The sequence below is a fragment of the Shimia ponticola genome, from assembly GCF_007995215.1.
In the GTDB taxonomy this organism is placed as follows: Bacteria; Pseudomonadota; Alphaproteobacteria; order Rhodobacterales; family Rhodobacteraceae; genus Shimia_B; species Shimia_B ponticola.
In genome coordinates this window covers 412,518-426,052 of record NZ_VCDK01000006.1, presented here as the reverse complement: position 1 = coordinate 426,052, position 13,535 = coordinate 412,518, and the positions used below count along the sequence as shown (strand labels likewise).

Here is a 13,535-nt window from a genome sequence, read left to right as displayed (position 1 = left end):
CGGACGAGGCCCCTCGCCTGCCGCAACTGAAAGGCTCTAGCGAATGCGCAATTCGGTGTTGGCGTCAAACAGGCGCGCTTGTTCGGCGTCGTAGGTCAGACCGACGGTTTCGCCTTCCTTCACGCGCTCCATGCCACGCTCTTCAACGATCAGTTTTTCGCCATTTTCGGACACAAGGTAGGCGTAAGAGACACCGCCCAGCGCCTCGGTAAGTTCGACGCGGTGGGTGTCGCCGTTGCGATCAATGGTGATGTGCTCTGGCCGCATGCCCAGATGGACTGACGTGCCGTCCGACGGCAGGGTCACATTCATGCCGGTTGTCAGCTTGAGCGATGGCACCTCGATCTGATTGCCCCGAACGGTTGCCTCGACAAAGTTCATCGCAGGCGAGCCAATAAACCCGGCAACAAATTTGTTGTCCGGGTCGTGGTAGAGGTCCATCGGGGCCCCGACCTGTTCGATGTTCCCGGCCCGCAATACGACGATCTTGTCGGCGAGGGTCATCGCCTCGACCTGATCGTGGGTCACGTAGATCATGGTTGCGCCGATATCTTGATGCAGTCGGGCGATTTCGACGCGCATTTCGACGCGCAGTTCAGCATCGAGGTTCGACAACGGTTCATCGAACAAGAACACCTCTGGCCCGCGCACAATCGCCCGGCCGATGGCGACCCGTTGCCGTTGACCACCAGATAGCGCCTTTGGCTTGCGTTTCAGGTAGTCGTCCAGTTTGAGAATACGGCTGGCTTCGCTGACCTTTTCCTTGATTTCGGCGGCTGGCACTTTGTTCATCTTCAGCCCAAAGCCCATGTTTTCCTCGACCGTCATGTGCGGGTAAAGCGCATAGGTCTGGAACACCATCGCCACGCCGCGCTGGCTTGGGTCCTCGTGCGTCACATCTCGCGCGCCGATGTTGATCTGGCCTTCGGTCGTTTCCTCAAGGCCCGCCACCATGCGAAGCAACGTGGATTTGCCGCATCCCGACGGGCCGACGAACACGCAGAACTCGCCATCCTGAATGTCGAGATCGACACCGTGGATCACCTGCACATCGCCGTAGCGTTTGATGACATTGTTCAGGGTAACGCCGGACATGGGTTAGCTTCCTTTGGGTTGATGGGTATCGGGAAACCGCCACTGGGCGGCTTCGACGGAAATTGCGTTCGCGGTTTCTTTGATTATCGGGACGAACTCTTCGAGAGCCGTGAGGCTGGTGCGGCCTGTCGATGATGTGACCGACAAAGCTCCAAGCAATCGACCGCCCGGTGTCAGGATCGGGTGGGCCACACAGATGATGCCGGGTTCATGCTCTTCACGGTCAAATCCGTATCCTCGGTTTTGGATCGCCTTAAGCTCGTCCCGCAACTTGGCCTCTGTGTTCAGAGTATGCGGCGTGAAGGGGTGAAAGCTCTGCTGTTCGATCACACGCGCCAAAAGGTCTTCATCCAGATAGGCCAGCATGACCTTACCCACGCCGGTGCAATAGGCTGGCCCGACCTTCCCTGCTTGGGAATACATCTGCAGAGGTTCGCGCGCGTTGACCTTATCGACGTAGAGAACCTGAGCATGATCCAGCTGGGCCAAATGGACCGTTTCGCCCACCTGCGCGCTCAGCGCCTCGATATGGCGTCGCGCAATTGGGGCAAGCGAGGATTGTTCCCACGCATTGTGTGCCATCCGAACCAGCCGAATACCCAGCCCATAGGTCTGCCGTTCGGGGTCAAAGGACAGCATCCCTTCATTCGTCAGCGTCTGAACAAACCGATAAAGCGTGGCTTTTGGAAACCGCGACAGTCCCTGCAATTCGGCAAAACGGACAGGCCGACCCTGGGCACCCACGAGGTCCAACACCTCTAGCGCCTTGCCAACTGTCCCAGCGCTGCTCGATGCATCAGACATCAGCCGCGTGACTCCTTTAAATTCCTCCCAAGCTTCGCCGCCGCAGTATGCCTTCGATCCTTACCGATCGTTTTGCACTGCAGCGTGTCAGCCCTGTTGACAACACTAGGCGAGTCGCGGTTAGTATTTCAATATCTAAAACTGAGTTTCACATAATGGAACTTCCCAAACGGAAGCCGGCTTGTGAAGCTTTGTCTCAATGGAACTCAAGGGAGGATACTATGCGTTCCATGCTCTCCACTGCGGCGGCTTTGGCCATCGCGGCAACTGGCGTCACTGCCGGAAGCCACTCCAGCCTCGAAGGCACTCTTCGCATCATCTCGGACATGTCGAACCCGGCACCGCGCGCGGTGATGGAAGGCCTCGCAGCAGAATTCGACGAAATGCACCCCAACCTGACGGTTGAGCTGGACATCGTCGACCGCGAAGCCTGGAAAACCCAAATCCGTAACGCTCTGTCGGCGAACCCGCCGGACGTCGTGAACTGGTACGCCGCAAACCGCATGCTGCCCTATGTGGAAGCGGGCCTGTTTGCTGACGTTTCCGACCTGTGGGCCGAGGAAGAAATGGCAGCGCTGGCATCGACCAAAGGCGCAATGACCATCGACGGCAAGCAGTGGGGCGTTCCCTACACCTACTACCAGTGGGGCGTGTACTACCGCAAAGACATCTACGACCAACTGGGTCTGTCTGAGCCGACCACTTGGGAAGAAGAAAAGGCAAACTGCCAAGCGATCCTCGACAGCGGCGTGAAGTGCTACACCATCGGCACCAAATTCCTGTGGACCGCGGGCGGCTGGTTTGACTACATCAACTCGCGCACCAACGGCTATGATTTCCACATCGCTCTGGCACGCGGTGAAATCGAATGGACCGATGATCGCGTGCGTCAGACATTCGCCAACTGGCGTGAGCTGATCGACATGGGCGCCTTCGTGGACGACCACCAGTCGTACAGCTGGCAAGAAGCCCAGCAGTTCATGATCGACGGTGAAGCAGCAGCTTACCTTATGGGTAACTTCTCGGTCGCGTCGTTCCGTGACGGTGGTCTGGACGACACGAAACTGGACTTCTACCAGTTCCCTGTCATCAACCCAGACGTTGACTACGCAGAAGACGCACCAACCGACACGTTCCACATGGCATCGGGCGCGCAAAACCCAGAAGCCGCGAAAGAATTCATGCGTTTCGTGACTTCGGCAGAGGTGCAAACGAAGATCAACGCAGGTGACGCACTGGGTCAGCTGCCAGTGAACGCGAACGCGTCGATCGACGACGACAAGTTCCTCAAAGAGGGCTTCGAAATGCTGTCGTCGAACGCAGGTGGCGGCATCATGCAGTTCTTCGACCGTGACTTCCCCGCCGAAATGGCGTCGGTCGGCATGGAAGGCCTGCAGGAGTTCATGGTGTTCCCAGACAACCTGGATGACATCCTGGAGCGTCTCGAAGACACGCGTCAGCGCGTCTATCAATAAGCTTATATCGTTGGGCGGTCCGGTTCACCGGGCCGCCTTTCCACCCCATCATCAAACGTCAAGAATTTGGCGTTTTATCATGAGGTGAAAGGTCCATCACATGGCAGAACTGTCCGCTACAGGTTCAAGCGCGCAGACACAGCGCAGCTGGTATAAACGCAACGAGATTGCCGTCACCCCGTGGCTCTTCCTGCTACCGGGCATGATCTTTTTTGCCGTCTACGTGATCATCCCGATCTTTCAGTCGGTCTGGATCAGTTTCCATGAATGGGACGGTCTGGGTGAAAAGACGTGGGTCGGGACAGCGAACTATGAACGCCTGTTGTTCGATGACCGCAAATTCGTGACGTCGTTCTGGAACAACGTGAAATGGCTGTTCCTGTTCTTGCTCGCCATCCCCATGGGCCTGATGATCAGCCTGTTCCTGAACCAGACCGTGCGCGGCATCCGGTTCTACAAGGCGATGTTCTTCTTCCCTTTCGTGATATCGCAAGTCGTCGTTGGCCTCGTTTTCTCGTGGTTTTACCTGCCACGCGAAGGCCTTTTGAACGCGATCCTTGGCTTCTTTGGGTTTGGATCGGTCAACATTCTCGGCGACCCCGACCTTGCCACCTACGGCATCATCGCAGCCGGGCTTTGGCCGCAGACGGCCTATTGCATGATCCTCTACCTGACCGGCCTCAATGCCGTTGACCCGGAACAAATCGAGGCCGCCCGTTTGGACGGTGCCAAGGGGCACCGGATGCTCTGGCACGTTGTGCTGCCACAGCTGAAACCCGCCACCTTCATCGCCTTTGTAGTGACCATCATCGGGGCCCTGCGGTCGTTCGACTTTATCGCCGTTATGACAAACGGCGGACCGTTCGGAACGACGCGGGTTCTGAGTTTCTACATGTTTGAAGAATCGCTGTCCGAGTTCGGCTTCCGCATGGGCTATGGCGCAGCGATCGCAGTGGTTCTGTTCTTCATCATGCTGTTCTTCATCGCCTACTTCCTGTTGTCGATGTACCAAGACGAGCGGGAGGCCCGACGCTAATGTTTCCCACCCCCATCGAAAAAACATCGCGCAGCTGGCAGCTGACCTATCAATCACTGCTACCCGTTGCGCTGATCGTCTGGCTTTTGCCGCTGATCGCGGTCGCGACATTCTCGATCAAGCCGGAAACGGACTTTGCGCAAGGCAACTATTGGGGCCTGCCATCTTCGTTCGAACTGTTCACGAACTACGGCAAGGTCTTCTTTGAGTCCGATATGAAGCGCTACATGCTGAATTCTGTGTTGATCACTGTACCGACAGTGATTGGCGCAGTTGCTTTGTCCTGCATGACCGGCTTTGCACTCGGCATCTACCGATTCCGTGGAAACCTCGCGATCTTCTTCCTGTTCATTGCGGGCAACTTCGTGCCGTTTCAGATCCTGATGGTGCCCGTCCGCGACCTGACGGTGTCGATGGGTCTATACGATACCAAGATCGGTTTGATCCTATTCCATGTCGCGTTCCAAACCGGGTTCTGTACGCTTTTCATGCGGAACTTCATCCGCGCCCTGCCCTATGAATTGATCGAGGCGGCTCGCGTGGAAGGCATCGCAGAGTGGCGGATCTTTTGGTTTGTCGTTGTCCCACTCATGAAACCGGCAATCGCTGCCCTCAGCGTTCTGATCTTTACCTTCATCTGGAATGACTACTTCTGGGCAGTCGTTTTGACCCAAGGTCCTGACGCGCAGCCGGTCACGGCGGGCATCACGTCCTTCAACTCACAGTTCCGTGCCGCTTATCATTTGATGTCCGCAGGCTCGATCGTGGCTGCGTTGCCACCTGTGATCATGTTCTTCATCATGCAACGGCATTTCATCGCCGGGCTGACACTGGGCGCTGTGAAGTAAAATGCAAACCTGGCGATTGGACGACACGCGGCAGACGCTTGTTCTGGCGGCAAGGCGGGACCGTTTGCCCGAGGTCATCTATTGGGGCGCGCCGCTGCCACAATCAGATAATCTGGAAACACTGGCCGCCGCACATGAACTTGATGTCACAGGCGGAATGCTGGACGAAAACCCGGACCTGTCCATCTGCCCAGAAGCTGTGCGGAGCTTTCCGGGGCAGCCGGGCCTGATCATCCGCGACAGTGACGGCACACCGCTCTTGCCCAAGTTCTGCTACGCATCAGAACAGGCATCAGACAATCGCTTCACGCTGTCGCTGACGTTCGACGATACGGAAAATGCGCTGACCTATACCGCGCATTTCGCGCTTGATCCGGTCACCCACGTAATCACCACATCGGCAGAGTTGGTGGCAACACGCCCGGTCCATCTTCACTGGTTTGCAGCACCAGTGTTGCCTGCACCGCAGCAGTCGGAACACATGATCGACTTTGCGGGTCGCTGGTGTGGAGAGTTTCAAACAGCGACGACGCCATGGTCCGCCGGGATGCGGTACCGCGAAAACCGGACCGGTCGGACGGGGCACGAACACTTCCCCGGATTGCTGATCCCCTGCACAGGCGCAACGAACACACAGGGCTTCGCTTACGGGTTTCACTATGGCTGGTCCGGCGGTCACAAGATGATCGCCGAAGAGTTGCCCGACGGTCGCCGTCAGGTGCAATTTGGCCATGCCGCGCGGATGGAGGTCGATGCGGCCACCCACTTCAAGACTGCGCCGCTCTATGTGACCTATAGCCAAGACGGATTGAACGGCTGCGCGGTCGCGTTTCAACGGCACCTGCGTGACCGCATTGTCACCTGGCCCGAGCCAGAGCGACCGCGCCCAGTGCATTACAACTGTTGGGAGGCGGTCTATTTTGATCACAAGCTGCCGATCTTGCAGGACATCGCGACCCGCGCTGCCGATCTGGGTGCAGAGCGGTTTGTTCTGGATGATGGCTGGTTCGGGGAACGTGACGATGACACGTCTTCGCTTTCGGACTGGACGGTCGACACACGCAAATACCCCGACGGGCTTGATCCGCTGATCGACCATGTGCACGGGCTTGGGATGACGTTCGGCATCTGGTTCGAGCCCGAGATGATCAATGAGGATTCCCATATCTACCGCGCCCACCCCGATTGGGCCCTTGGATCCGAAGATCAGCTTCTTGGTCGACAACAAAAGGCGCTGAACATGGCGCTGCCTGAGGTGCGCGATTTCATCTATGAGCGTATGGCAGCGGTCCTGAGCGACCACGCCATCGACTATGTGAAATGGGACCACAACCGCGTGCTTCCCATGCCTGACGCGGCCCAGACGCGCGGGTCCTACGCGCTAATCGACCGTCTGCGCGCCGCCTTCCCAAAGGTCGAAATCGAAAGCTGTGCCTCTGGGGGCGGGCGCATCGACTTTGGCATTCTAAGCCGCACGCAAAGGGTCTGGCTGTCTGACAGCAACGATGCCCTCGAACGTCTGCGTATTCAGTACAACGCGGCCCTGTTCCTGCCTTCGGTAGTGACCGGCAGCCATGTCGGTCCTCGCACCTGCCACACGTCCGGCCGCGTGCTGGATATCAGCTTTCGCGCATGGGTCGCCGCCCAACGCCATATGGGGTTCGAAATGGACCCAAGAGAGCTGGATGAACGCGAGACGGCGGTCCTGAAAGAAGTCACAAGTTGGTATAAGCACAATCGCCACTGGCTGCATTCGGCTGATATCTTGCGCCTCGACAGCCCTGATCCTGCGGTCATCGCCGAACAACAGATGTCCACGGACGCCAGCCGTTTCGTGGCCTTTATAGGCAAGGCAGATACATCGGCACAAATCCTGCCCCGCCCGATCCGCATGACGCGGCTTGACCCGGCTGCGACCTATGCTGTGCGGCTGGTCAATCGCAACAACGTGGCGCCGACCACGGTGTCCCGGGCGCAGCAAATCTTGAAAACAGATGAGATCAGGGTTTCCGGCGCCTACCTGATGTCACAAGGCGTGACATTGCCATGGACCTTCCCCTGCCAAATGTGGGTGCTTGAGGGGGAACGCCTGTGACCCACACTGCGCCACATTTCCAAGAAGAATTCTTCCATTTCTCCTGCCAGAGTTTTGGTCCAGCCCCGAGGACACCGTCATGAGCTCCGCGATATTCCCAGACCTCAAGGGTGCATCCGTCTACATCACAGGTGGCGGGTCCGGTATCGGGGCCAATCTGACAGACGGTTTCATGGCACAAGGCGCGCAGGTTGCCTTTATCGGGCGTAGGGACGCGACCGAGTTTTGCGACGATATGGAAGCCAAGCATGGTCGGCGTCCGCTGTTCATGCAGGGTGACATCACGGATACAGGCGGCCTAAAGGCGTCGATGGACCAAGCGGCTGAGGCACACGGTCCGATCACGACCTTGGTCAATAATGCAGCCAATGACAAACGCCACACAGCCGATGAAGTCACTGAAGACTTCTGGGATTGGATGATCGCGATCAACCTGAAGGCATATTTCTTTGCCTGTCAGCACGCCGCTCCGATGATGCGGCAGGCGGGCTTTGGGTCGATCATCAACTTTAGCTCGATCAGCTACATGATGGGCAACGCAGGTTACCCGATTTACACGACCTCGAACTCTGGCATCAACGGCATGACCCGCAGCCTCGCGCGTGAGTTCGGTCCCGACCGCATTCGCGTGAATGCTCTGGCACCTGGCTGGGTGCTGACGCAAAAGCAAAAGGATATGTGGGTGACCGAAGACGGGCTTGCCGCACATCTGGAGCGACAGTGTCTGAAGGACACGCTCGACCCCGATGATATTGTCGGCGGCACGCTTTTCCTGGCTTCGAATGCATCCAAGATGATGACGGGGCAGGCCTTGGTCATTGATGGCGGCGTAGTGGTGACCGGATGAACAGACAAACACATACCGCGGACTGGATTGCCGTCGATTGGGGCACATCTCGCTTGCGCGCATGGGCAATGACCCGCTCCGGCGCAGAGTTGTCTTCTGGCGCGTCGGAAAAGGGCATGGGTGTGCTCAGCCCCGAACACTTTGAAGGCGCTCTGATGGATGTGGTGTCCCCTTGGCTGGGTGCAGGCACCGTTGATGTCGTGTGCTGTGGCATGGTTGGCAGCCGACAAGGCTGGGTCGAAGCACCCTATGCGACCGCCCCGTGTCAGGCGTTGCCCGAAGGTTTTGCAAGGCCCGACGTGCAAAACCCGCTCCTGCGTGTGCACGTCATTCCGGGTGTGAAGCAAACCAGTCCGGCAGATGTGATGCGCGGCGAGGAAACCCAGATTGCAGGTTTCCTGAGCCTGAACAAAAACTGGGACGGGGTTGTCTGCTTGCCCGGCACCCATACGAAATGGGCGCAGGTCAGCGCGGGCGAAATCGTCAGCTTCCAGACATTCATGACCGGGGAGCTGTTCTCGCTTTTGTCCGCGCAGTCGGTTCTGCGTCACACCGTTGCCCCGACTGGTTGGGACGACGACGCGTTTGCCACCGCATTGGATGACGCGATGTCACGACCCGAGGCGACGGCGGCGCGTCTTTTCTCACTGCGGGCGGAAGACCTTTTGAACAATCTTGACGGTGCCGCTGCCCGTGCCCGCCTGTCAGGTCTTTTGATCGGGGCGGAGCTTGCAGCCGCCCGCCCCTATTGGCTGGGCCAGCAGGTTGCCGTGATCGGGGCCTCAACGGTCAGTCAAATCTACGGAAGCGCACTGACGTCCCAAGGCGTTCCCGCCACGATCGCGGACGGTCCGCGCATGACATTGGCTGGGCTTACTGCTGCCTATAAATCACTGAACAGTTAGGCTTGCCCTGACGATCCGACACAGGACCGCTCCCATGTCCCTACCCATTATCGCTATCCTCCGTGGCATCACTCCGTCCGAGGCGCCGGCTGCTGCGGCCGCGTTGATCGAAACTGGCATCACCACGATTGAAGTGCCGCTGAATTCGCCGGATCCTTTTGACAGTATCGCGGCCATGGCCAAGGCGCATGGCCAAGCTGCGTTGATCGGGGCAGGCACGGTGCTGACGGTTGAACAGGTCCAAAGGGTTCACGAGGCCGGTGGCCAGTTGATCGTCAGTCCGAACACCGACACAGCCGTGATCCGCGCGACCGCCGATCTTGGGATGCAAAGCTGGCCCGGGGTGTTCACACCGACCGAAGCCTTTGCAGCGCTAAGTGCAGGGGCCACAGGGCTGAAACTCTTTCCGGGCAATATGGCTGGGCCCGCTGGGCTCAAGGCCATTCGCGCCGTCCTGCCCAAGGGAACACAGGTCTATGCCGTGGGTGGCGCAGGTCCCGAGAATTTCGAAGAATGGATCGCAGCGTCAGCAGATGGGTTCGGCATCGGATCCGCGCTTTACAAACCGGGCATCTCAGCATCCGAAATCGGCGCGCGCGCGGCGGACCTTGTTGATGCATATAAGGCGGCGATTGCATGACACAGGTTTACGACACCCGCCGTTGCAATCTGGGCGAAGGGCCACTTTGGCATCCTGAGCTACAAGAGCTGTTCTGGTTCGACATCATCGGAAAAACGCTGCACTCCAAAGCGCAATCCTGGACCTTTGGCGAACACGTCTCTGCCGCCGGGTGGGTGGATGAAGACACGCTCTTGGTCGCCTCTGAAACCGCATTATTCCGCTTTGACCTGAGAACAGGCAATCGCACTGACATCTGCGGGCTGGACGCCGACAACCCGGTCACACGCTCCAATGATGGCCGCGCCGACCCTCAGGGAGGCTTTTGGATCGGAACGATGGGCAAGAACGCCGAACCAAATGCCGGCGGCATCTATCGGTACTACAAAGGCGAACTTCGCAAGCTTGTCAGCAACATCACCATCTCGAACGCGATCTGTTTCGCGCCGGATGGCGAGACCGCCTATTACACCGACACCACCGATGGACGGATCATGGTTTGGGCGCTTGGGAAAGATGGCTGGCCCGAGGGTGAAGCGCGCGTCTTGGTGGACCTCTCATCTGAAGACTTTGGCGCGGACGGCGCGGTGGTCGATGCCGACGGGAACCTTTGGAACGCCCAGTGGGGCGCGTCCCGCGTGGCGTGTTACGGGCCGGATGGGGGTTTTATCCGCGCCATTTATCTGCCCGCAAAACATGTCACCTGCCCGGCCTTCGGCGGCCCAGATTTGACAACGCTGTTTTGCACCAGCGCGACGCAAGGTCTTGCACCGCCTGTCATCGACAATGACCCGGTTCAGGGGCAGACCTTCCAGACCGAGAACGTGGCCAAAGGCCAGAAAGAACATCAGGTCATCCTATGACACGCCCCGACACGCGGACGCTTGGCGTTTGTTACTATCCAGAACACTGGCCAGAAGAGATGTGGGCAGACGATGCCGCGCGCATGGCCGAGACCGGACTGACATGGGTCCGTATTGGCGAGTTCGCATGGAGCCGTCTCGAACCGACACCCGGGTCTTTCACATGGGACTGGCTCGACCGCGCGGTCGAGACGCTGGGCAATGCCGGGCTTAAGGTCATCATGGGCACGCCCACCGCCACACCGCCCCGCTGGATGCTGGACAAATATCCGGACATGCTCGCGCTGGATGCAGAGGGGCGTCCGCGCAAATTCGGCTCGCGCCGTCACTACTGTTTCAGCCATGACGCCTACCGCGAAGAGGCGCGTCGGATCGCGGGTTTGATGGCCGAGCGCTATGGACGCAACCCGCATGTTGCCGCGTGGCAGACCGATAACGAATACGACTGCCATGATACGGTCATCTCGTATTCCGAAGCCGCACGCCGAGCATTTCAGGATTGGTGCGCGCATCGATATCAAAGCCCGGACCGGATGAACTATCTCTGGGGAAACGTGTTCTGGTCGATGGAATACGATAGCTTCGACCGGCTGGACCTGCCGAACCTGACAGTCACCGAACCCAACCCGGCCCATGTCTTGGCCTTCCGCCGGTTCTCATCCGATCAGGTGGTGCGGTTCAACCGCGTGCAGTGCGATGCCATCCGCGCACATTCGGATGCGCCGATCATCCACAACTTCATGGGCCGGATCACGGCGTTCGATCACTACGAAGTGTCTAAGGACCTAGATATTGCATCATGGGACAGCTACCCGCTGGGCTTTCTCATGGATCGCAACGACGCGCCGGATGCGTTCAAGGCGCGATTTGTGCGACAGGGCGATCCAGATTTTCAGGCGTTTCATCATGATCTCTACCGCACCTGCGGCGCGCAGCGCGAAAAGCCTGCCAACGCAGAGGGGCGGCTCTGGATCATGGAGCAGCAACCCGGTCCGGTAAATTGGGCCCCGTGGAACCCGGCGCCTTTGCCCGGCATGGTGCGCCTATGGGCATGGGAGGCCTTTGCCCATGGCGCGGAAACGGTGTGCTATTTCCGTTGGCGACAAGCTCCTTTTGCCCAAGAGCAGATGCATGCCGGGTTGATGCGTCCAGACAATGAGCCCGCCCCCGGATTGGCCGAAGCGGCGCAGGTGGCCAAAGAAATCGCCGAAATGCCTGCGGTTGGCACAGCCCCTGCGCGCGTTGGCTTGGTCTTTGACTATGACAGCGCCTATGCGTGGGAAGCGCAGCCTCAAGGAGCCGATTTCGACTATTGGCACCTGACCTACGAATTCTACCGTGCGTGCCGCAGGAATGGTTTGGCCGTTGATATCATACCGGCGGATACGCTGGATTTCTCGGACTACGACCTCGTGCTCGTGCCCGGCCTTTTGACATGCGACAGCGCCCGCTGGGGTGCGCTTCGGACCTGCAAAGGACAAATAATCGTTGGGCCGCGCGCCGCGCAAAAGACAAACGAACTGTCGATCCCAACACCCATGGGACCCAATGCACCGGGTCTTCGCGTGACGGCAGCATATGTCGAAAGCTTGCCGCCAGCCCACCCGATCCGCCTGAAAGATGGCGGCGCGATGTGGAAATGGTTCGAGGCGCTAGAAGGCGACGCAGAAGTCATCGAACAGACCGAGGACGACAGGCCAGCGATGGTTGCTATTGGCGGGCTGAACTATCTGGCTGGTTGGCCAGACGAAGACGCGCTCAAGCGCATCATCGCGCGCGCCGCGACGCAATCGGGGCTGGTTATCACGGACCTGCCAGAGGGGCTGAGGTTCCGCGACACTGATACCCACCGGATATGGTTCAACTACGCGCCCGAGATTGTTACCCACGACGACAGGCAATTCGCACCTGCTGATGTGGTATGGGACCCTTTGACATGAGTTTTGGAAAATCTGCCTTTGGCCAAACCTCGGATGGCCGCGAAGTTGACGCGATCGACATCGGGTCCGACGACTTGGCCGTGCGCATTCTGACATTTGGCGCTGTCATAAATGATGTGCGGCTCACCGCGCTTGGACATCCGCTCACCCTGGGTTCACCCGAGGTCGCACCCTATGAAGGGGCGTTCAAGAGCTTTGGATCGCTGATGGGGCCGGTCGTGAACCGGATCAAGAACGCAAAAGCGACAATTGCAGGGCAGGACTATAGCTTTGAAACCAACAATCTGGGCCGCCATACCCAGCATTCAGGAAGCACCGGCGCGCATCTGCAAGTCTGGGATGTCGTGACCTTTGACGACAGTGCCGTCCACTTGGCGCTTGATATGCCCGATGGTCTGGGCGGATTTCCGGGTAACCGTCGGGTGACAGTGGCTTATTCGGTCGAGGGGACGGCTTTGACCATGCAGGTCCGCTGCACGACCGACGCGCCTACCATCATCAACTTTGCGAACCATTCGTATTGGAACCTTGATGGGTCTGATAACTATGGCGGTCACACCCTTTTGGTCCATGCAAACCAGTATCTGCCCCCAGACGATCTTTTGATGCCGACAGGTCAAATCGCGCCCGTCGAAAACACTCCCTATGATTATCGCGAGCCCGGAACGCTGACGGGTGATGACAGCCAATTCTTTGATCTGAACTACTGTTTCTCTGACTCTGACCAACCGCTGCGGGAGTTGGCCGTTTTGACCGGCAAGACCGGGGTCTCCATGTCGATGGCGTCGACCGCGCCGGGGCTTCAAGCCTATGACGCGGGCACGATGAAGGATCAGGAGCATCCGACGCACATCAGTACGCCGTATCGACCCTATGCCGGTTTCGCCCTTGAGGCGCAGCGCTGGCCGGGTGCCTTGGCACACAAGCATTTCCCAAGCATCGAATTCGATGCCGATAAGCCCTTTGAACAAACTACACGCTGGACCTTCAGCGCTTAGCGTCCGTCCT

Annotated in this window: 12 protein-coding genes; 10 read left to right on the top strand and 2 right to left on the bottom strand. The window is 58.6% G+C overall.

Translation table 11 applies throughout. The features are described 5' to 3' along the window. Positions 1–36: 36 nt before the first annotated feature. Together FE702_RS15585 and FE702_RS15580 are read right to left on the bottom strand one after the other, a co-directional pair. Positions 37–1,095, bottom strand: a complete 1,059-nt coding sequence (locus tag FE702_RS15585) for an ABC transporter ATP-binding protein (RefSeq protein ID WP_147127240.1) — start codon at positions 1,093–1,095, stop codon at positions 37–39. A gap of 3 nt (positions 1,096–1,098) precedes the next feature. Then, complete coding sequence (locus tag FE702_RS15580) at positions 1,099–1,899, bottom strand: IclR family transcriptional regulator (RefSeq protein WP_147127239.1); 801 nt, start codon at positions 1,897–1,899, stop codon at positions 1,099–1,101. 221 nt (positions 1,900–2,120) lie between these two features. Here FE702_RS15580 and FE702_RS15575 point away from each other — a divergent pair, with 221 nt between their 5' ends. From FE702_RS15575 to FE702_RS15530, 10 genes are all read left to right on the top strand, one after another. Next, complete coding sequence (locus FE702_RS15575) at positions 2,121–3,374, top strand: ABC transporter substrate-binding protein (protein ID WP_147127238.1); 1,254 nt, start codon at positions 2,121–2,123, stop codon at positions 3,372–3,374. A gap of 100 nt (positions 3,375–3,474) precedes the next feature. Continuing rightward, positions 3,475–4,410: a carbohydrate ABC transporter permease gene (locus FE702_RS15570; RefSeq protein ID WP_147127237.1), complete on the top strand. Its 936-nt coding sequence runs from the start codon at positions 3,475–3,477 to the stop codon at positions 4,408–4,410. Next, positions 4,410–5,258, top strand: coding sequence for a carbohydrate ABC transporter permease (locus FE702_RS15565; protein WP_147127236.1), 849 nt, complete (start codon positions 4,410–4,412; stop codon positions 5,256–5,258). The genes FE702_RS15570 and FE702_RS15565 overlap by 1 nt, the downstream gene beginning before the upstream one ends. Position 5,259: 1 nt before the next feature. Further along, a complete protein-coding gene (locus tag FE702_RS15560) occupies positions 5,260–7,353 on the top strand; it encodes an alpha-galactosidase (RefSeq protein ID WP_147127235.1) in 2,094 nt (697 codons plus the stop codon). 79 nt (positions 7,354–7,432) lie between these two features. Further along, the gene (locus FE702_RS15555; protein WP_147127234.1) at positions 7,433–8,200 is read left to right on the top strand and encodes an SDR family NAD(P)-dependent oxidoreductase; all 768 of its coding nucleotides are present in this window, start codon (positions 7,433–7,435) and stop codon (positions 8,198–8,200) included. Then, on the top strand, positions 8,197–9,105 hold the full coding sequence (locus FE702_RS15550; protein WP_147127233.1) for a 2-dehydro-3-deoxygalactonokinase: 909 nt from the start codon (positions 8,197–8,199) through the stop codon (positions 9,103–9,105). Before FE702_RS15555 ends, FE702_RS15550 begins: the two co-directional genes overlap by 4 nt. Before the next feature lie 34 nt (positions 9,106–9,139). After that, on the top strand, positions 9,140–9,745 hold the full coding sequence (locus FE702_RS15545; protein WP_147127232.1) for a 2-dehydro-3-deoxy-6-phosphogalactonate aldolase: 606 nt from the start codon (positions 9,140–9,142) through the stop codon (positions 9,743–9,745). Beyond that, positions 9,742–10,587, top strand: a complete 846-nt coding sequence (locus FE702_RS15540) for an SMP-30/gluconolactonase/LRE family protein (protein ID WP_147127231.1) — start codon at positions 9,742–9,744, stop codon at positions 10,585–10,587. The genes FE702_RS15545 and FE702_RS15540 overlap by 4 nt, the downstream gene beginning before the upstream one ends. Further along, a complete protein-coding gene (locus tag FE702_RS15535) occupies positions 10,584–12,527 on the top strand; it encodes a beta-galactosidase (protein ID WP_147127230.1) in 1,944 nt (647 codons plus the stop codon). The genes FE702_RS15540 and FE702_RS15535 overlap by 4 nt, the downstream gene beginning before the upstream one ends. Continuing rightward, on the top strand, positions 12,524–13,525 hold the full coding sequence (locus tag FE702_RS15530) for an aldose epimerase family protein (protein WP_186827114.1): 1,002 nt from the start codon (positions 12,524–12,526) through the stop codon (positions 13,523–13,525). The genes FE702_RS15535 and FE702_RS15530 overlap by 4 nt, the downstream gene beginning before the upstream one ends. Positions 13,526–13,535: the final 10 nt, after the last annotated feature.